Annotated in this window: 16 protein-coding genes; 12 read left to right on the forward strand and 4 right to left on the reverse strand. The window is 59.7% G+C overall.

Annotated features, from left to right (window positions below):
* Positions 1-16: 16 nt before the first annotated feature.
* Positions 17-1,081, reverse strand: coding sequence for a calcium/proton exchanger (gene cax, locus ABD76_RS16215; protein ID WP_197258273.1), 1,065 nt, complete (start codon positions 1,079-1,081; stop codon positions 17-19).
* Between the two features lie 166 nt (positions 1,082-1,247).
* On the opposite strand from cax, the gene ABD76_RS16220 reads away from it, so the two are divergent.
* A complete protein-coding gene (locus ABD76_RS16220; protein WP_168182823.1) occupies positions 1,248-1,634 on the forward strand; it encodes an Asp23/Gls24 family envelope stress response protein in 387 nt (128 codons plus the stop codon).
* A gap of 43 nt (positions 1,635-1,677) precedes the next feature.
* On the opposite strand, the gene ftsW is transcribed toward ABD76_RS16220, so the two are convergent.
* Together ftsW and ABD76_RS16230 are read right to left on the reverse strand one after the other, a co-directional pair.
* On the reverse strand, positions 1,678-2,928 hold the full coding sequence (gene ftsW, locus ABD76_RS16225; protein WP_197258274.1) for a putative lipid II flippase FtsW: 1,251 nt from the start codon (positions 2,926-2,928) through the stop codon (positions 1,678-1,680).
* A gap of 12 nt (positions 2,929-2,940) precedes the next feature.
* Positions 2,941-3,291, reverse strand: a complete 351-nt coding sequence (locus ABD76_RS16230; protein ID WP_197258275.1) for a YugN family protein — start codon at positions 3,289-3,291, stop codon at positions 2,941-2,943.
* Positions 3,292-3,569: 278 nt separating this feature from the next.
* Here ABD76_RS16230 and ABD76_RS16235 point away from each other — a divergent pair, with 278 nt between their 5' ends.
* The 9 genes from ABD76_RS16235 to ABD76_RS16275 all read left to right on the forward strand — a co-directional run bounded on the left by ABD76_RS16235 (position 3,570) and on the right by ABD76_RS16275 (position 12,832).
* Positions 3,570-4,754, forward strand: coding sequence for a M20 metallopeptidase family protein (locus ABD76_RS16235; RefSeq protein WP_197258276.1), 1,185 nt, complete (start codon positions 3,570-3,572; stop codon positions 4,752-4,754).
* A gap of 56 nt (positions 4,755-4,810) precedes the next feature.
* The gene (locus ABD76_RS16240) at positions 4,811-5,239 is read left to right on the forward strand and encodes a CBS domain-containing protein (protein WP_197258277.1); all 429 of its coding nucleotides are present in this window, start codon (positions 4,811-4,813) and stop codon (positions 5,237-5,239) included.
* 105 nt (positions 5,240-5,344) lie between these two features.
* Positions 5,345-7,030 (forward strand): DNA repair helicase XPB, encoded by a 1,686-nt coding sequence (locus ABD76_RS16245; RefSeq protein ID WP_197258278.1) that lies wholly within the window; start codon positions 5,345-5,347, stop codon positions 7,028-7,030.
* Entirely contained in the window at positions 6,990-8,969 is a 1,980-nt protein-coding gene (locus ABD76_RS16250; protein WP_197258279.1) for a helicase-associated domain-containing protein, read from the forward strand. The genes ABD76_RS16245 and ABD76_RS16250 overlap by 41 nt, the downstream gene beginning before the upstream one ends.
* A gap of 26 nt (positions 8,970-8,995) precedes the next feature.
* Positions 8,996-9,448: a YlbF/YmcA family competence regulator gene (locus ABD76_RS16255; protein WP_197258280.1), complete on the forward strand. Its 453-nt coding sequence runs from the start codon at positions 8,996-8,998 to the stop codon at positions 9,446-9,448.
* A 33-nt stretch (positions 9,449-9,481) separates the two neighbouring features.
* The gene (locus ABD76_RS16260; RefSeq protein ID WP_197258281.1) at positions 9,482-9,745 is read left to right on the forward strand and encodes a YlbG family protein; all 264 of its coding nucleotides are present in this window, start codon (positions 9,482-9,484) and stop codon (positions 9,743-9,745) included.
* Between the two features lie 509 nt (positions 9,746-10,254).
* Positions 10,255-10,692, forward strand: a complete 438-nt coding sequence (locus ABD76_RS16265; protein ID WP_197258282.1) for a hypothetical protein — start codon at positions 10,255-10,257, stop codon at positions 10,690-10,692.
* Between the two features lie 287 nt (positions 10,693-10,979).
* Positions 10,980-11,894 carry a selenium metabolism-associated LysR family transcriptional regulator gene (locus ABD76_RS16270; protein ID WP_197258283.1) on the forward strand — a complete coding sequence of 305 codons (915 nt, stop codon included), beginning with the start codon at positions 10,980-10,982 and terminating at the stop codon, positions 11,892-11,894.
* A complete protein-coding gene (locus ABD76_RS16275) occupies positions 11,891-12,832 on the forward strand; it encodes a PHP domain-containing protein (protein ID WP_197258284.1) in 942 nt (313 codons plus the stop codon). The genes ABD76_RS16270 and ABD76_RS16275 overlap by 4 nt, the downstream gene beginning before the upstream one ends.
* Before the next feature lie 676 nt (positions 12,833-13,508).
* Here the strand turns inward: ABD76_RS16275 and ABD76_RS16280 are convergent.
* A complete protein-coding gene (locus ABD76_RS16280; protein WP_197258285.1) occupies positions 13,509-15,332 on the reverse strand; it encodes an Rqc2 family fibronectin-binding protein in 1,824 nt (607 codons plus the stop codon).
* Between the two features lie 220 nt (positions 15,333-15,552).
* On the opposite strand from ABD76_RS16280, the gene ABD76_RS16285 reads away from it, so the two are divergent.
* Both ABD76_RS16285 and ABD76_RS16290 read left to right on the forward strand, forming a co-directional pair.
* On the forward strand, positions 15,553-18,363 hold the full coding sequence (locus tag ABD76_RS16285) for a calcium-translocating P-type ATPase, SERCA-type (RefSeq protein WP_197258286.1): 2,811 nt from the start codon (positions 15,553-15,555) through the stop codon (positions 18,361-18,363).
* Between the two features lie 222 nt (positions 18,364-18,585).
* Positions 18,586-20,487 carry a bifunctional homocysteine S-methyltransferase/methylenetetrahydrofolate reductase gene (locus ABD76_RS16290; RefSeq protein ID WP_197258287.1) on the forward strand — a complete coding sequence of 634 codons (1,902 nt, stop codon included), beginning with the start codon at positions 18,586-18,588 and terminating at the stop codon, positions 20,485-20,487.
* Positions 20,488-20,501: the final 14 nt, after the last annotated feature.

The raw sequence follows: 20,501 nt of genomic DNA on the forward strand, positions 1-20,501 counted from the left end.
GGCGCCGCGCCCCAGCCTAGACCAGGTAGAAGGATACCCCCAGAATGACATAGACGGCGAGCAGCAGCAGACCTTCATACCAGTTTGTTTGTCCGTCCTGGGAGATCGATTTGGCGATGAATACCGCTACCCCGATCGCGATCATCTCCAGCGTGGTGAACACGATGTCCATCGTCTGCCCGAACAGCGCGCTCACGAATACAAGCACGGGAGCGACAAAGAGCGCGATTTGCAGACTGCTGCCGATCGCGATCTCCACGGCGGCCCCGATCTTGTTCTTCATGGCCATCATGACGGCGGCGCTGTGCTCTGCGGCATTGCCGACAATGGCGATGACGAAGGCTCCGACGAACAGCTCCGACAAGCCGAATTGCGCCGTAAACGTATCCAGCGTCCCGACTAACCATTCACTGACGAAAGCAACCATCACCGTAGAGATGACGAGGCAGAGCACGGACTTCCCTTTTGACCATTGCGGCTCCTCTTCCGCCTGTTCCTCCGACCGCTCCGATTCTTCGGTCAGCATCTCCTTATGCGTGACCATGGAGAACAGAAGCCAGAGCAAGTAAGCGGCGATGAGAATTCCGGCCACGACCAGGCTCAAGACTACGGTACCCGTCTCGCTGAGGGAATGGGTCGTGAAGAAGGCGGCAGGGACGAACAGCGCGATCACGGCCAATATCATCAGCGAGCCGTTCATACCGGCTAGGTTGGCGTTGAACGTCTGCACCTTATACTTGATGCCTCCGACAAGCACGCTCAGGCCAAGCACAAGCAGGAGGTTGCCGATGATGGCGCCGGTCAGGCTCGCCTTGACCATGTCGAACAGCCCTTCACGCACGAGGAAAATCGCGATGATGAGTTCAGCCGCATTGCCGAAGGTCGCATTCAGGAATCCGCCCAGGCGCTGGCCCGCATAATGCGAGACGGCCTCTGTCGACCGGCCGAGGAATCCGGCCACGAACACGATCGCCACGGCGGACAGGGCGAATTGAAGCGTCATGTTCCAGGACAAGTAATGTCCGGCTGCGCTTAGGATGAAGGTCAGCCCGAGTATAATGAAGAACAGCCGTTTTCCCAAAACATCACCCCTACGAAATTCATAATAACGTGAAATCTTCCGATATTTAATATAACCAACCGCATCGAGATCGTAAACAAAAATTACTGTCGTTGCTTGTCATCAGGTGTTTGCTTTCAAGATTGGGGATCGGTACAATAAAGATAAGAGAGAAAGGAGGATGACGATGGCAGAGGAGCAACTGAATACCCATGAAGGGAATATTCGCATATCGGACGATGTCGTCGCCACAATCGCAGGTCTCGCTGCGCTGGAAACTCCAGGTGTTGCCGCTATGTCCGGAGGGCTGTCCGAAGGATGGGCGAAGCGCTTGAGCGGCCGCAACGTGCAAAAGGGTGTCTCCGTGGAAGTGGGCCAAGTGGAAGCGGCCATAGATTTGAGAGTTATCATTATGTACGGAATGCCGATACAGGAAGTATGCCGCCAGCTGCAGATGAATGTGCGGGAAGCGGTGCAGAACATGACGGGCTTGAATGTGGTAGAAGTCAACGTCAAAGTGGAAGGCGTCGCATTCAAGGATGAGGAATTGGACGAAATGCCGCGCATCAAATAGTCATTAGGAATGTATGGGCATCAATGCATGGGAACAAAAAAGACTACACGGACCGAAGCGGCCGGTAGTCTTTTTTGTTGGAACGGCGGGGGATCGATTGACCGGTCTCCTTCTTCTGCTGCACGCGGTTGTATTCCCGCGAGACGCTGAGGAGTATTCCGACGCTGACCATCGTAATGAACAGGGAAGAGCCTCCGTAACTAATGAACGGCAGGGTGACTCCCGTAATTGGAATCGTCCGCGTGACGCCGCCGATATTGATGAAGGCCTGGACGGCGATGATGCCGACAATGCCTATGCTTACGAGCGTTCCGTAAATATCCGGGCAGCGCAGCGCGATCAGGATGCCGCGCCAGATGAAGCAAATATAGACGAGCAAAAAGATGACGGTTCCGATAAAGCCCAATTCCTCCGCGATGATCGCGAAGATAAAGTCATTATACGGATAAGGCAGGTACAACAGCTTCTGAATGCTCTGCCCGAAGCCCGCTCCCGTCCAGCCGCCGTGCGCGATCGCCTTCAAGGAATGAAGCAGGTTGTAGCTGGCCGCCTGCGAATCGTGGAACGGATCGAGCCAGGACTGCACCCGGGCCATCTTGTAGCCGCCGGACAGCTTGTCCGGCATGAACAGCATGCTCAATCCGAGCACGACGAGCACGCCGACGATGCCGACGAGCAGGCAATTCATAATATGCTTCAGGTTCGCTCCTCCGGCAATGACGATAACCCCGGCGCACGCCGTCAGTATCATCGCGCCGCCCATATCGGGCTGGAGCATAATCAGGCCGACGACGAATCCGACAATGATCATGACCGGGAACAGCCCGGTGCGGAAGTCGCGGAATTTCTCCCCCTTCTTGGCGATCAAGGCCGACAAATACAGCACGACCGCGATCTTCGCCAATTCGGTAGGCTGAATGCCTAGGCCGCCAATATTTAACCAGCTTCGCGCTCCGTTCACATCCTCCGCCGTGAACGGGACGATGAGAAGCAGAAGGACAGTGACTATGAATAACGGAATGAACAGTATTTTGTAGGCCGTATAACGGATGTTCATGGCGAACAGCATAGCCACGAAGCCTAACCCAGCCCACATCAGCTGCCGCTTGGCGAAGTAGAAGGAATCATAATCATACCTCGAGGATACGGCAGCCAGACTTGAGCTTGAACTGAATACCATCACGACGCCGAACCCGACAAGCAGCAGGGTCAGCACCAACAGAATAAAATCAGGCGATCCCTTGCCCGTGCTAGGCGGGTTCTTCGATTGACTGGGTCTGTGCGGTCTGTTCAAGGGAACGTACCTTTAGGCGCTAAGAAGCGCTTGCTTCAGCTCATTCAGCTTCTGGGTGGCATTATTCACGATCGGCTGCGGGATCGGAGTGTCGTAATCCAGTCCATGCGGGAAGGAAGCGCGGCCCATGTATACCGCCTCGATGGCGAGGATCGTATCGGGCTTCTCCAGCTTCCCTTCCTTCACGCGGGTATTGATGCGCAGAAAGTAGTCTTCGCCGTTCTTTTTATCTTCAATTTTCAAATCGTATGTAGCCCGGTAATATTCCCACTGCCAGCGGATAAAACCGAGATTCTCCGTCACCTCATCCAGGTAGGCCAGATCCGATTCGAGGCCGATGAGGCCGCTGTTCTCAATAATCATGCATCTATTCCTCCTTCATATCGTTCCTATTCATCTTCGTCATGTGCAATCGGTTACCTCTTTCTCATGATAGTATGTTTCCCAGGCTTGCGCAAGACATCGCTTGCAGCGGAGGAGCGGATTGTTCAAAATTGAGGCAAAGGCGGTCGAACGAACGGGCCGGCTTGAATCGGAGCAAAAGGGGCCTCGTATACCCGGCTTTTATGGTACAATATAGAAAACGTTCACAACGGATAATGATTTCGGAATACAATCATGACAGATAAGGGGAATCGCTTATGATCAATACGACCGCACCGGTGTGGAAGGCCGCCTTGTCGTCCCGCTACGAGGAGACTGTCGCTTGGCGGCGCCATTTGCACCGGCATCCCGAAGTGTCTTATGAGGAAAGGCGGACCGCTCTGTTCGTCAAGGAGAAGCTCGAATCGTTCGGCCTGGAGGTAGCGGCCGGCGTGGGCGGGCATGGCGTGGTCGGCCACCTGAAGAACGGCGCAGGCCCGGTTGTCGCCTTGCGCGCCGACATGGACGCCCTGCCGATCCAGGACGAGAAGACATGCGAATACGCGTCGACCGTGCCTGGCGTCATGCATGCGTGCGGCCATGACGCGCATACGGCGACGCTGCTGTCCGTCGCCCGCGCGATGGCGGAGCACCGCGAAGGCTGGAGCGGGGAAGTGCGGTTTATATTTCAGCCGGCTGAGGAGGTCAGTCCCGGCGGTGCCCAAGCGATGATTAAGGAAGGGGCGCTGCAGGGCGTCGATCGGATGTATGGCGTCCACCTGTGGACCCCGATCCCTTCCGGCATCGTGGCGGTGCGGCCGGGGCCGATGATGGCGGCGGTGGATGACTTCTTCCTGACGGTATACGGCCGGGGCGGCCACGGCGGCATGCCGCATCTGTGCACGGATGCGGTCGTCATCGGCGTTCAGCTCGTACAGCAATGGCAGACGATCGTCAGCCGGACCGTGTCGCCGCTGCAGCCGGCCGTCGTGTCCGTCGGGGCGCTGCAGGCCGGCTCGACGCAAAATGTCATCGCCGACCGCGCGGTATTGAAAGGCACGATACGCTCTTTCGATCCGGCGGTCCGGAAGCTGCTTCGCGAGCGGTTCGAGACGATCCTTCAGCATACGTGCGCGATGCATGGCGCGGAATATGAGCTGGAATACCGCGTCGGCTATCCGGCGCTGGTCAACCATGAGAGCGAGGCGGAGCGGGTGCGCCGCGTCGCGGCAGGCTGCTTTGGGCCGGAGCGCGTGCAGGAGGCGGATATGCTGATGCCGGCCGAGGACTTCGCCTACTATATGAAGGAAGTTCCGGGCTGCTTCGTGCTGGTCGGGGCCGGCAATGGAGAGGCGGCCAGCTACCCGCATCATCATCCGCGCTTCGACATTGACGAGCCGGCGATGCTGACGGCAGGCGAGCTGCTGGCGGGGCTGGCATGCGACGCGCTCATGAATCCGTAATCCGGCATAATTCATAGGCATAACGGTTATCCTAATGGTTGAACAGGAGGATGATTATGCCAAACATTGAGAACATTATGACGGATTCCATCGTCACCTGCACGGCGCAGGACAATATTTATGAAGCCGCAGTCAAGATGAAGCAGCACGACACCGGATTCATTCCGATCGTTGACGGCGAACGCCTCATCGGTGTCCTTACCGACCGGGATCTCGTCATCCGCGCGATGGCCGAGAAGCACCCTGGGTCCACTTCCGTCCGTGACGTGATGACGGAAGATGTGATTTCCGTGGGTCCGGAGGCCACCATTGATGAGACGGCGGAGTTGATGGCCGACCACCAAGTGCGTCGTCTGCCGGTCGTCCGGGACGGCAAGCTGGTCGGCATCGTATCTCTCGGGGATCTTGCCGTACACGTGCATTTCGCGGATGAAGCGGGAGAGGCGTTAAGCGAGATTTCCGAACAATCGCCGTATACGCACTAGGCAAGGCTGGACGGCGCAAGTTCATCCTCTCTTCCGAGACGGATGAACTTTTTTGTGTTGCAGGACAGGAAAGGGGATAGAGGATTGGCTCAGGCATCTTTTCGAATGGTGGTACAACAGGATTGCACGGTGCTGGTGAACGAGCGGAGCCCGGACTATCCGGAGATTCGGGCGGCCGTGCAGCGGTTCGCCGAACTGATAAAAAACCCGGCGGGCATCCATACGTTCCGGATGACGCCGATCACGCTGTGGAACGCGGCCGCGAACGGCGCCACGGCCCAGTCGGTGGCGGAGACGCTGGATCGGTACGCGACCTACCCAACGCCCGTCAAGGTCAAGCAGGAGATCGAGATGTGGATGGGGAGGTACGGCCTGTTCATTCTGGAAGGGGAGGATAAAGAGACGCACTTCACCCTTCGCTCCGAGGATGAAAAGACGCTCGAACGATTCATGCACGATGCGGAAGTCGGCACGCTGTTCTCGGGCCGGCCGCAGCAGGGCCGGGTGCTCGTCCATGCCCGCAACCGCGGGCGGCTGAAGCGGGCCCTTGCGCGCGCGGGCTATCCTGTCATCGATCATTTGGGCTTCCGCGATGGAGAGCCGCTCTCATTCCGGCTGGAAGAGAGCTCATCCTTCTCCCTCCGGCCTTATCAGCAGGATGCGGTCGCCGCCTTCATCGGGTCGGGGACGCGGGCGGCCGGCGATGGCGTCATCGTGCTGCCCTGCGGAGCGGGCAAGACGATCGTCGGCCTGGCGGCGATGACGGCGCTGCAGAGCGAGACGCTCATTCTCACCTCGAACGCGACGTCGGTCAAGCAATGGAAGGAAGAGCTGCTGAAGCGGACGACCTTGAAGAGCGAGCATGTGGGCGAATATACGGGGGCGGACAAGCAGGTTCGCCCCGTGACGATATCCACCTATCAGATGATGACCTACCGCCAGCAGAAGGAGGGCGAATGGAGCCATATGCGTCTGTTCCATGAGCGCGATTGGGGGCTCATCATTTACGACGAGGTCCATCTGCTGCCGGCGCCGGTGTTCCGGACGACGGCGGATCTGCAGGCGACGCGGCGCCTCGGGCTGACCGCGACGCTGGTCCGCGAGGACGGCTGCGAGCGGGACGTGTTCTCTCTCATCGGGCCGAAGCGGTTCGAGCTGCCATGGAGGCAGCTCGAGGAGGCCGGGTGGATTGCCCAGGTGACCTGCACGGAGGTAAGGGTTCCGCTCCCTGCGGCGACCCGCATCGCTTATCAGCAGTCCGGGCTGCGCGAACGGGCGCGCATCGCGGCGGAGAACGGGGCCAAAATTCCGGTTGTCCGGAAGCTCATCGCGCGCCACCCGGGCGCGCCGACGCTGGTGATTGGGCAGTACTTGTCCCAGCTTGACACATTGGCCGCAGCTTTGCAGGCGCCGGTCCTGACCGGGCAGACGCCGCAGGCCGAGCGGCAGCGTCTCTATGAGGCGTTCAAGCGGGGCGAGCTGCCGGTGCTTATCGTATCGAAGGTGGCGAACTTTGCCGTCGACCTGCCGGACGCGACCGTGGCGATTCAAATATCCGGCAGCTACGGTTCCAGGCAGGAAGAAGCGCAGCGGCTCGGCAGGCTGCTGCGGCCCAAGAAGGACGGGCGGATGGCCTACTTCTATACGGTGGTAAGCGAAGCTACCAAGGAGCGGGATTACGCGCTCAAGCGGCAGCTGTTCCTGGTGGAGCAGGGCTATCGCTACCTTATCGAGGAGGGAGAAGAGAACCTTGAACACGAATCAGCTGTTGAAGCGGACGGAACCGGATGAAGTCTCGGCGCTCCGCCGCTGCTGGGAGCGTTATGCGCAGCAGCCGGAAGCGATTCGGGACGAGTTCCGGTCGCTTGCGCCGCCGCTGCGGCTTCCGCTGGTGATTATGTTGAAGCAGGCCGGCCCGCTCCCGTTCACGGTGGACAAGCTGCTGAGCTGGCATGGGCCGCAGGCGGCCGGAGCGGGGCTGCTGGCCGCTTGCGACCCGCTCGCCGAACGCGGGTTCGTGGCAAGCGTCAAGCGGGCGTGGGGCGAGCGCCTGCTCTTCCTGCCGTCGGATATATACGTTCACCTTCTGAGATGCCTGCTGGACGAACAGCTCCAGGCGGAAGGCGGTCAGCCGGAACGGGGGGAGCCAGAGGACAGGACGGCCGGTCCGGAACCGGAAGGCGATCTGTCCGAAGCGGGACGCGGCATCGTCTTCGGCCTCTTCTCCCTGCTCGCCTTCGCGGCGAAGGAAGGGCTGCCGCTGACGGCGAAAGGAACGCTTCACAAGCGTGCGGTTACCCGGCTGTCGGCGCTTAATCCATGGGCGGCAGCGGAGCTTCCGAATGATATGGGAGCGCAGTATCCGTTCGCCGACGCGCTGCCGCTCCCGCTTGCCCTGGTCATCGATATCGCGCTGCGCTTCGAGCTGCTGAAGAAGGAGGCGAACCGGTATGCGGTGAACGAGCCGGAGCTGGCCCGGTGGCTGCGGCTTCCTCCGTATGTCTGGAGCGAGGCGGTGATGTCCGTGGTGGAGGAGCATTATTTGCCTCCGGATGCGCAGCTGCGCCATCTCGTGCTGGCCGTGCGCCTTATCGGTGCGGACGGAGCATGGCATGGCGAGCGGGAGATCATTGCGCGGCTGAGCCGCCTCGGCCTGCTGGGCGAGGCGGACCGGGCGGAGCGCCAGCTTCGCGGCTGGCTGCGGACCTTCCACGCGCTCGGCTTCTGTCATCTGGCTCGGCCGGAGCAGGGGGACGGGGAGTGGGCTTACCGGCTCGCGGAACAGGACGCGGCGGAGGGGCCGGGGTTTTTCATTCAACCGGACTTCGAAATCTTGCTTCCCGCCTCGGCCCCGTTCTATCTCCGATGGGAGCTGGAAGCGATCGCGGAATGCGTCCGCACCGATCAGATGGATGTGTACCGGTTGACTAAAGCCTCTTTTGAGCAAGGGGTGGAGCATGGGCGGACGTTGTCGTCCGTCTTGCGCTTCATGGAGGCGCATGCCTGGACGGGCGTGCCCGAAAATATTCAGGACGCGATGGAGCTGTGGAGCTTGCAATACGGCCGCGTCCGCTTCGCCGAAGTGACGCTGCTTCGATGCGAGGACAGCGCCGCCGCGGCGGAAGTGAAGGAAGCGCTGCTCCGCGAACCTTCCGGGATGGCCGGAATCGAGCCGATCGGGGATCGGGACTTCATCGTCGATCGGGAGCGCGTCCGCGAGTTGGGACAGACGCTGGATAAAGCGGGAATCGCTCCTCTGCGCCAGTGGGCCGGGAAGGAGGAGACGGGCTCCATGATATCGGTGTGGGAGGAGGCTTCCGCCGACATGGGAGCGTCTCCGGAGGAAGCGGGGAAAGCGATGGTTTACAGTCCTTCTCCGTTGCAGTATTATGAAATGGAAACCGAACCGCTGCTTGGCGAAGAAATGGCGGCGCCTTATCGGGAGGTGCCCGGCCAATGGACAAGAACGCTGCGTTCCTATCATGCTTCCACACAGAAGGATTTGGTGTCGACGGCCATTCGGCTCTTGACCCCCATCGAAGTGGAGCAGTCGGGGCAGTGTTCCACGCTTATTCCCGTTCGTATCCGGGACGGAGAGAAGGAAGCGTGGCTGTTGGAAGCTTATGATGCCGGCGAGGGAGACGCCGCTGAGCTGAAGACATGGTCCCCGGCCGATTGGGAACGGCAGCGGCTGGTGCTTCCCGCAGGTTGCCCTGGATCAAGCCGGTAATTTTAGATAGAATTGAGCGTGATAACATGTCAGTAGGACCGTATGAATCCGTTGTCGACATGGCCGTTCTGCTCACGAACGCTTACCAATTGGGCGATATGATTAACCAGTCGGCGGAAGTAGCCGAATATCTATATTGGAAAGAACGTATGGAGCAGAACGCGGAGGTCAAGCGCCTCGTTCGCGAATTCGCTCGCAAGAAGGAGCTGTTCGAGGAGACGGAGCGCTTCGGACATTTCCATCCGGATTATCACCGGGCGAAGGATGAAGTGATGGCCGTGCAGGCGCAGCTGGACGCGATTGACGAAGTGGCCCGCTTCAAGCAGGCGGAGCAAGCGCTGGACGAGCTGCTTCATGACCTGTCAGAGGTGATTGCCCATGCGGTCTCCGATACCATCAAAGTACCCGGCAACGACCCGCTGCCGTCAAAAGGCTGCGGAAGCGGAGGATGCAGTGGCGGCTGCAGCAGCTGCTCTTAACCAGCCTTCATTCGGGGGAAAGCGAGGAGAATTATGTTTCCTGAACGAACGGGATATATTATATGGGTCACCGATGTGAAGGCGGCCCGGAATTTGGACAAATACGGAACGCTTCACTATATTTCTCGCAAAATGCATTATGCCGTTCTGTATGTCAACTCGGATCGAGCCGAGGATACGATGAAGAATATTCGCCGGTTGAATTACGTCAAAAAAATCGAACGCTCGTACCGGAACGAAATCAAGACGGAATATAGCGGGGAGACGCAGGACAAGACCCAATATTTCGGAATGTGAGAGCATGGATCCAGACCTATTCCTACAAACGGAGTAGGTCTTTTTGTTACGGACGTACCGCGCCGCTCCGGACTCCGTTCGGGAGGGTTGTCCGTCTGAGACCGATCTGTTGCCAGTTTCCTGCCGATTTGTTGCCGGTTTGCTGGTTGTTGCCGGACTGCTCCGGACTGCTGCCGGATTGCTGTCGGTCTCCTGCTGGACTGCTGTCGGTCTGCTGTTGTCGGTCTGCTGTCTGTCTGCTGCCGGACTGCTGCCGGTCGGTTGCGGAAGGCGTTTATGCGGCAAAGATTGCTCGCCACACTCGTCCGGGAAGGGTTGATTTGCAGAAAAAAGTGGAAGCGGAACTAGAAAAGGTTGGAGAATGTGTCTTTTTTGGAACACTTTGTTAAAATTGCGTAAAAACCGGCCTGGAGAGCGTGGGGTGAACTTGAGAACGGGTTCCGCTTCATGTAATATATTGGGTAAATATACATAGACAAAAAGACCTAACGTGGTGGAGAGTGGTACCAGTGAGAGATAAAGTCATGGAACGATGGAGCACGTACGAACCTTTTTACGTCTTGTTAGGGGAGAACAAGGTGGCTGATATCGTCATCACCCATCATGCCAGATCCCGCTGGGCAGATCGGATTTCCAAGACAGATGCCGATACCGAATCGATCGCCGCGTTTATGTGGGATTGTCTGAAGCAGGAACGAATCGCTCCTTATTACCGCAACGAGCAGGATGTGTTTCTGATTGACGGAGACTTGGTCGTGGTGGCGGAATTTACGCCTTCCGATCGGGACTTCGATCTGGCGGGAGAGCCGATGATGAAGATGATTGTCGTTACGTTTCTTGGCAAGATGTCGGAGACGATGGAACTGCGGGATTTGAAGACATACTACTCCTGGCTCCGTCATTCCCGCCGCATGACGCTCGTGAAGAACAGCCGCAAGCGCAAGTAGCGGGAGCGCTTCCGAAGCGCGCCGCACAGGCAGCTCTGTATAACATACGCCATTCCATAGGAGGCCGCCCCTGCCCGGGGACGGCCATTTTATTGTTGCGGTACGGCGTGGGCGGGAACGACGGTCGGCCCTGCTTCGGCTCAAGCCGCTCCTGCCGCGCAGCCGTCCACCTCCGCCGCGCAGCCCGCTGCCGTCCGGCTGGAGCGGTCTTTGCGGGCAGACTTTCTAATGTTTGCTCCCGTTGGAGTATAATGAGGTAGAGAGTCATGGGAGAGGATGAAGGACGCATGGGGTTGAGTTTCCATCAGCTTCATATTTTCTATACGGTCGCCACGCGGGGCAGCTTCTCCGCGGCGGCCCAGACGCTGCATATGACCCAGCCCGCGGTGACGATGCAGATTCAGGCGCTTGAGGAATATTTCGGCACGAAGCTGCTGCACCGCTCTACGAAGAAGCTCAATCTGTCCGAGGCCGGGCAGAAGCTGCTGCCCTATGCGAAGCGTTGCCTCGATCTCGTCCGCGAGACGGAAGAGATGATGTCCAACTATACGCTTGATCTGCAGGGCAGATTGAAGCTGGCCGCCAGTCTGACGATTGGCGAATATGCGCTGCCCCATTTGCTCGGCGCGTTCGCGAAGCAGCACCCGCAGCTGGATATCCAGCTTCAGATTATGAACACGTCCCAGATTGTGGCCGGCGTCCGTTCGCAGCAATTGCATCTCGGGCTGGTCGAGGCTCCGGTGACCGAGACGGACATCCATGTCGAAGCGGTGATGGAAGACGAGCTTATGCTCATTACCCCGCGCGATCATCCGCTCGCGAAGGCGGAGAAGGTTCGGCTGGAGGATGTGATGCAGTATCCGTTCGTGCTGCGCGAGACCGGATCGGGAACGCGCATCGTGATGGAAGAGGCGCTGCGCGCGTACGGGGCCGATCCCGCCAAGCTGCGGGTCGTCATGGAGCTGGGCAGCACCGGCGCGGTCAAATCGGCCGTGGAGGCGGGCATCGGCATTACGATGCTCTCGCCGTCCGTCGTCCGCCACGAACAGGCGCTGGGCCTGGTCCATGTGCTCCGCATCGAGTCGCTTCGCATCAAGCGGCAGTTCTATGCGGTGCATGCCCAAGCCGGCCTGCTGTCGCTGCCGGCAACGACCTTTATGACCTATTTGCGTACCCGACAAGAAAAGGAGTGGTTGCCATGACCGATTCACAACATGTTACCTCCGCTTCAGCGGATGCGGAGCAGCCGCGGCTGGCGGCGATGGAAGGCGCTGGGGGTTCCCCGGTCCGGACAGGGGGAGCGGATCTGCACACCCATACGGAGGCCTCCGACGGAATGACCCGGCCGGAAGAGAATGTCCGCTTGGCGAAGGAGGCCGGGCTTGAAGCGTTGGCCATTACCGATCATGACACGGTGGCCGGCATCGGAGAGGCGCTCGCCGCCGGCCGGCGCTTGGGCATCGAGATTGTGCCCGGCGTCGAGATCAGCACGGTCGAGGAGGGCACCGATATTCATGTGCTCGGCTATTTCGTGCGGGTGGAGGACGAGCGGTTCCTGCAGCGGTTGAGCGAGCTGCGCGCGGTCCGGGACCGCCGCAACGAGATGCTGATCGCGAAGCTGAACGAGCTGGGCATTCCGCTGACGATGGAGGAGGTTCTGTCCGGCCTCCGCCGGCCGCTGTCGCCGGGCGAAACGGTGGGCCGCCCGCATATCGCGGACGCCCTCGTCCGCCGCGGCGCGGTGCGGGACATGCAGGAGGCGTTCGAGCGCTATATCGGCGTCGGCGGGGCGGCTTACGTCAATCCGCCCCGCATCCGGCCTGGCGAGGCCGTGCGCTGGATCAAGGAAGCGGGAGGCGCCGCCGTGCTCGCCCACCCGGGCATCTACGGCAATGACGAGCTGGTCGCGCGGCTGCTGGATGAATCGCCATGGGACGGCATCGAGGCATGGCATTCCGATCATTCAGCCGCGGACGCGGAGCGGTATTTGCAGTTGGCGGAGCGGTACGGCCTGATCGCGACCGCCGGCTCGGACTTCCATGGCGCGCGGCAGGGGAAGGTGTTCCATGGCGCGCTGGGCGGCCGGCGCGTCGGGCTGGAGGCCGTACGGCGCCTGAGGGAGCGAAGCGGGCGGGATTGACCCGCGGCCGGCGTCCGTTCTCCCCTGGAGAGCGGGCGTGCAGGCAGGCGACCGGAGCAGGGGCAATCCTGCAAAACTGCAGCATTTTTCAAGGGGAACGGCTGATTTGGCGGAAAATCCTGCAAAAGTGCAGGAATCTGCGCCTATTGAGCCCTGAACGCGTGGTTGAGACGGGGAAAAGATGCATTTTTGCAGGAATCGTTCGCCGTGTATCTGCAATGTTTTGAAAAGATGTAATTTTGCAGGATTTCCGCCGCCGCCGCGGCTTCTCTTAACGAGACTGCACCGGAGATGTATGTCCTGCACCTGTACGGAACGCGCCCGGAGATGCATCTTGCGTACTTACTGGACGCGCTCCCGAGGCACACATCCCGCAATTGTACTGGACGCGCTCCCGAGGTACACATCCCGCACCTGTACTGGACACACTACGCAGACATCCATTCCCGTACTGTCCCGGATATGCTCCAAACACGCTCCGGGCATGCCCCAATCTTGCTCCAGTCTTGACCCAGACTAAGCCCCGGACCGAAAATGCCATCGTCCCGGAAGGAGCCTCTTCTCGGGAAAACGGGAACAGCTGCGGAGCCGCAACGCAGACATGAACGGGACAAAAAAGCCTGGAAGCAAGGAACCGAATGGTTCCTACCCCAGGCGTCTTGCTGTGTGTGCTGGTTCAACCGCTCGTCTTGACGGTGACCGGAAGCTGTCCGACCCGATCCGCGTCCGGCGTAATGAACAATGTCTTCTGCCGCTCGTAAATGACGAAGCCCGGCTTCGCCCCGTTCGGCTTGCGGACATGGCGGATGAGTGTGTAGTCGACAGGGACGAGGCTGGAATGCTTGCCCTGGCTGAAATAGGCTGCCAACTGGGCCGCTTCCTCCAGGGTGGCGTCCCCGAACCGCTCGCTCCGGATGACGACATGCGATCCGGGAATGTCCTTCGTGTGAAGCCATGTGTCGTTCGGCTGGGCCAGCCGGTTGGTGACGTACTCATTTTGCAAGTTGTTCTTGCCCACATAGATCGGTATGCCCTCGGAGGAGGTGTAGCAGTACACCGTCGGCCGCGCGTCTTTTTTCTTCCGCTTGCCCTTCCGTTCCCGATCGCGCAAATAGCCTTCCTGGACGAGCTCCTCCCGAATCTCCTGCGCATCCTGCAGATTGGCTCCCGCGAGCTGATGCAGCAGCATCTCGAAGTACCGGTTCTCTTCCTCCGCCGCGCGCATCTGCTCCTGCACGACGGCGATGCTGTTCTTCGCCTTGTTGTATTTCTTGAAATAGCGCTGCGCGTTGTCGGAAGGCGAGAGCAGCGGGTCAAGCGGGATCGTGATCATGCCCCCGTCCTCATCATAGTAATTCGGAAGCTCGACCGAAGCGTCTCCCTTGCGAAGCATATGGAGCGAGGCGAACAGCAGCTCGCCCATCACCCGGTAGCGGTCCGCATCCTTCGCATCCTCCAATGTCGCCTGGAGCTTCTCCAGTTTTTTCGTGTTTTTGTCATGCTCCTGCTGGAGGAAGCGGGCCAAGTCGCCTACGCGCTGCTTGATCATGTCCCGTTCGGCCTTGTCGCCATAGAAAGCCTCCATGCAGTCGCTCATCGATTCATATTGCTTGCGGGTCCCCTCAATATGCGTAAGCGGCAGCGCCGAGAAGTAGGATTTGCCGGCTTCATCCTCGACGAGCGTCGGCTCGTAACGATGGTCCCGCACCTGTTCCATCATGCGGGAGAAGGCCTCCCAGAGCGCCGGACCGTGAAGAAGCCCATCCGCGTTCGCTTCCGCCTGGCCCGCGCGGTAGACCATCTCTTCCGCGAGCCGGGGGCTGAGCCCGGAGAAGCGGCTGACAAGCCACTTGGCCGCCTGCTTGGCAGGAAGGCCACGGCTCGCCCCGGATTCGTCCATTGCCGCGGGGAGGTGATCGGCCGCGGTGGCCTCCGCAGCGGCTTCCTCCCACCATGCGAGGAACTGCGCCGAGTCCGTGCCGAGCGGATCGGCCTTATGCTGCTCCGGCGGAGCCGTATAGGCGAAGCCCGGCATAACGATGCGGTAGCTGCTGATGGCCGGGGTCACATGGTGAATGCCGTCCACAATGGCGGCGGTCGCCGCATCAAGCAAAATAATATTGCTGTGGCGTCCCGTCAATTCCACCACAATCGTTTTGATCGCCTCATCCCCCAGTTCGTCCCGTTGGCGGACGCGGAAGTGCAGTATCCGCTCGCTGCCGATCTGCTCCACTTGCTCGATAATGCCGCTTTCGCAATATTTTCGCATCAGCATGCAGAACATGGGCGGCTCCGGCGGATTGGCGAAGCTCTCTTCGGTAAAATGCACCCGCGGGTAGGTCGGGTTCGCGGACAGCAGCAGCTTGCGGTTCCGTCCCGCTGTCCGGATATGAAGCACGATGTCATGCTCGGTCGGCTGATAAATTTTATGAATGCGCGCGCCGGTGGTCTGCCGCAATTCATGCGCAAGGGCGCGGGTAACGATTCCATCCAATGCCATATTGATTGCTCCTATCCTGCGGGGCCGGGGTCGGTCTCCCGCTCATTTGCCTTATCTCCCTATGATGCCATATTTTTGGACAAAACTTAAGAGTTCCGTGTGCACATTGGGATATTTTCCGACTTGTCCGAATAAAGTTACCCTGAAGACCGTTTCTTTGGACGAGTCGGATTGTCCCGCCAAAGAGGGCCATCATTCGGGAGGAAAGGGGAACGTACCAATGGATCAATTAAAGTGGCACCAGTCAACGGCAGAAGACTTGCTGAACACGTTGGGGGTCCACGCCGATCAAGGCTTGACTGAGGAAGAAGCGGCGGCGAGAAGGGAGCGATACGGATCCAACGAGTTGTCGGCAGGGCGGCGCGTTTCGCCGATAACGTTATTTTTGAATCAATTCAAAGATTTCATGGTGCTCATTTTGGCGGGGGCGACTCTCGTCTCGGGCATGCTCGGCGAATACTTGGACTCGATTACGATTATCGCGATAATTTTGCTGAACGGCGTGCTTGGATTCATTCAGGAGTTCCGGGCCGAGCGCTCTCTGACCGCCTTGAAGCAGCTGTCCGCGCCGACGGCCAAAGTGATGCGCTCCGGCACGGTAAGCCACATTCCTGCCAAACAGCTCGTTCCCGGCGATATCGTTCTGCTCGAGAGCGGCGATCGCGTTCCGGCCGATATTCGCTGGGTGGAGACCAATAGCTGCTATGTCGAGGAATCGACCCTGACGGGCGAATCGGTTCCGGTCAGCAAGCACCATCAACGGATTCCGGAAGCGGAGCTGCCCCTCGGAGATCAGAAAAATATCGGCTTCATGGGCACGATGGTGACGCGGGGGACCGGGAAAGGCGTCGTCATTCGCACGGGAATGGATACCGAGATGGGCAAGATCGCTCATCTGATCGAAAATACAGAAACGATGGACACGCCGCTGCAGCATCGGCTGGAGCAGCTTGGCAAGATGCTCATCATCGTGGCGCTCATCCTCACCGTCATGGTCGTCGTTGCGGGCATCATGCACGGCCAGCCCGCCCTTGCCATGTTCCTGGCCGGGGTCAGCCTGGCGGTGGCCGCCATACCGGAAGGGCTGCCGGCCATCGTGACGATTGCGCTATCGCTTGGAGTCCAGCGCATGATTAAGCGCAAAGCGATCGTGCGCAAGCTGCCTTCGGTGGAGACGCTGGGCTGCGCCTCCGTCATTTGCTCCGACAAAACCGGGACGCTGACGCAGAACAAAATGACGGTGACCCGGATGTGGCTTGGCGGACGTCTGCTGGAGGTGACCGGAGAAGGCTTCGAGCCGCACGGTCAAGTGTGCGAGAAGGGGAAGCCGATCGAGCTCAAGCATGATCAGGAGCTGCGCCGCTTCCTGCAGATCAGCGCGCTCTGCAACAATGCAAGCTTGACGGAAACTTACCCGGAGGAGATGCGAGCGGCGAGAGGGGGGCGCAAGGGAGACAAAGCGGCCGAGCCGCAAGACCTGAAGGCCGTCTGGAACGTGACGGGCGATCCGACGGAAGGGGCGCTGCTCGTCCTCGCGGCCAAGCTGGGCATGACGCCGAGAGCGCTGCAAGGCATGTACGAACGGACGCAGGAGTACCCGTTCGATTCCGAGCGCAAGCGGATGTCGGTCGTCGTCACGCATCAGGGAGGACGCCATATCTTGACCAAGGGCGCGCCGGATGTGCTGCTGGAACGCTGCAAATATATGCTGTGGGACGGCAAGGTGGTGCCGTTCACGGGAACGCTGAAGCAGAAGGTGCTGGCGGAGAACGAGGCGATGGCGAAGCAGGCTTTGCGCGTGCTCGGTCTGGCGTACCGGGAGCTTAAGCCGCACGAGACAATTCATGATGAAGCGGAAGCCGAGTCCCAGCTCGTGTTCGTCGGGCTCGCCGGCATGATCGATCCGCCGCGCCGCGAAGTGCGCGAAGCGATCAGCTTGTGCCGCCGCGCCGGCATCAAGACCGTGATGATCACGGGAGATCATCAGACGACGGCGGAAGCGATTGCGAATCAGCTTGGCATCATTCCCCGGGGCGGGATGAGCGTGAACGGGGCTCAACTGGCCGGGATGGATGACGAAGCGCTGGACAAAGTCGTCGACAACGTCTATGTCTATGCCCGCGTGTCGCCGGAGCATAAGCTGCGCATCGTCAAATCATTGCAGCGCCAAGGCCATGTCGTGGCGATGACCGGCGACGGAGTGAACGACGCACCGGCGATCAAGGCCGCGGATATCGGCATCGCGATGGGCGTGGCCGGCACGGATGTGTCGAAGGAAGCTTCGTCGCTTATTCTGAGCGATGACAACTTCGCCACCATCGTCGCCGCTATCGAGGAAGGGCGCGGCATCTACGAGAACATCCGCAAGTTCATCCGCTATTTGCTTGCTTCCAATGTAGGCGAGATATTGGTCATGTTCCTGGCGATGATGATGGGGCTGCCGCTGCCGCTCGTGCCGATTCAGATTTTGTGGGTCAATCTCGTGACCGACGGCTTGCCGGCGATGGCGCTCGGCGTCGATCAGCCGGAGAAGGATCTGATGGAGCATCGGCCGCGTTCCGCGAAGGAGAATATCTTCGCCCGCCGTCTCGGCTGGAAAATCATCAGCCGCGGCATTCTTATCGGCGTCTGTACGCTGATCGCGTTCTGGCTGACGCTGCAGGTCGATCCCGGCAGCGCCGAGCAGCTGACGAAGGCGCAGACGGTCGCCTTCTCCACCTTGGTGCTCGCCCAGTTGATTCACGTCTTCGATTGCCGGAGCTCGCGGTCGATTTTTCATCGCAACCTGTTCCAAAATAAATATCTGGTGCTCGCGGTGATCTCCTCCTTGATTCTGCTGCTCGGTGTGCTGTACATCGAACCGCTTCAGCCGATATTCAAGACGGTTCCGCTCGGCTTCCGGGATTGGGCGATTACCTTCGTCATGGCCGGGATACCGACCTTCCTGCTCGGCATCGGCTCGGTGATGAGCGGCCAGAAGAAGAAGCCTTCCGGCGGCAGACCCGCTTATCCGAAGCGTCATGCGGCATAACCATAGTATTTTTATTCATTATGCGGTATGATGGTAGGAAATTGACCGGAGGACGCTGCGAGGCCGCCGTGCCGGCATCAGTCCGGGCGCATAAGCTGTGAACTGCACCGATGCACTAAAGACGCTCCCGTCGGAGCGTCTTTTATTTCAAGAAGCGCCGTTTCTTGATAAAATGGGGTAGATGACGCAGACATAGAAGATTGGGAGAAGGGTGGAGACGGGATGAAGGACTTGCGTCAAGTGCTGCAAAGGGAAATTATTGTCGGTGACGGGGCCATGGGCACCTATTTATATCAATTGGGCTACCCGGTAGGGATCTCCTATGAATCGCTCAACATCAGCGAGCCGGAACGGATCCGGGACATACACCGCGAATACGTGAGCGCAGGCGCCCGGCTCCTGGAGACGAATACATTTACGGCGAACCGCGAGAAGCTGTCGAAGCATGGGCTGGAGAAGCAGGTGAAGGAGATTAACCGCGCCGCCGCCCGGCTGGCGCGCGAGGCCGCGGCAGGCCAAGCCTATGTGGTCGGGGCGCTGGGCTCGATCCGTGCCGGCAAGCGGGAAAATATCGAGACGGAACAGGTCAAGCGCGACTATACCGAGCAGCTGTCGGCCTTGCTGGAAGAGGGCGTCGACGGGATTATGTTCGAGACGTTTTATGATATGGAGGAAATGAAGCTTGCCCTTCAAATCGTGCGCGCCCTGGACGATCGCATTCCGATCATCTGTCAATTCGCGGTCGAGGAATCGAATCGGACGAAGGACGGCCTTCGCCTCCTGGATGCGTTCCGCCTGCTGCGCGAGGAGGGCGCTGACGTCGTCGGGTTGAACTGCCGCATGGGGCCGAACGGCCTGATGCGGGCGATGGAAGATCTCACCGGCCGGCTGGCGCTGCCGATGTCGGCCTTCCCGAACGCCGGTTTGCCGGATTATGTGGACGGAAGGTACAACTTCGTGGCTACGGCGGACTATATGGCAGAGAGCGCCGTGCGCTTTGCCGAATTGGGCGCGCGCATTATCGGAGGCTGCTGCGGGACGACGCCGGAGCATATCCAGGCGATAGCGCAAGCCCTCGCTGACATTGAGGCTCCAGCCCTTCCTACGCTTGCCGAGGAGGAGGCGCAAGCCCAAGCCGTTCCGCCGCTCGAGATCGAAGAGCGCGGCGCCGGACCGGTGTCCGGGCAGGGGGCCGTGGCACGCGGGCCATCGCTTGTCGATACGGTCCGTGAACGCCATACGGTCATCGTGGAGCTGGATCCGCCGCGGGATCTGGACATCGCGAAGTTCATGCTCGGCGCGCAGGCGCTGAAGGACGCGGGGGCCGACGCGCTGACGCTGGCGGACAACTCGCTTGCCGTCACCCGGATGAGTAACATGGCGCTCGGTTATTTGGCGCTCGACAAGGTCGGCATCCGGCCGCTCATCCATATCGCCTGCCGGGATCGCAACCTGATCGGCACGCAGTCCCATATGATGGGCCTGGATGCGCTCGGCATCGATCATGTGCTCGCGGTAACCGGGGATCCGGCCCGCTTCGGCGATCTGCCGGATTCCAGCTCGGTCTATGATATGACTTCCTTTGAGATTATCCGCATGATCAAGCAGTTGAATGCGGGGCTCGCCTTCTCGGGCAAGGCGTTGAAGCAGCGCGCGAATTTTGTGGTCGGGGCTGCGTTCAACCCGAACGTGAAGCATCTGAACAAGGCGATCGAGCGCTTGGAGCGCAAAATCGAGGCCGGCGCGGACTATATTATGACGCAGCCGGTATATGACGCTTCCTTGATCGAGCGGATTGCGGAAGGGACAAAGCATTTGAATGTGCCGGTCTTCCTCGGCATCATGCCGCTGGCCAGCGGGCGGAATGCGGAATACCTTCATAATGAAGTGCCGGGCATTCATCTCTCGGACGAGGTGCGGGAACGAATGAAGGGACTCGAGGGCGAGAGCGGGCGCCGGGAGGGCGTGGCCATCGCCAAGGAGCTGCTGGATGTGGCGATGAAGCATTTCAACGGAATCTACTTCATGACCCCGTTCATGTTCTACGAGATGACCGTCGAGCTGACGGAGCATGTGTGGCAAAAAGCGGAACGCCCGACCGACCCCTTGTATCGGCATACGTAATGAATTAAAATAGG

This window comes from Paenibacillus dendritiformis, from assembly GCF_015845845.1.
Taxonomy (GTDB): domain Bacteria; phylum Bacillota; class Bacilli; order Paenibacillales; family Paenibacillaceae; genus Paenibacillus_B; species Paenibacillus_B dendritiformis_C.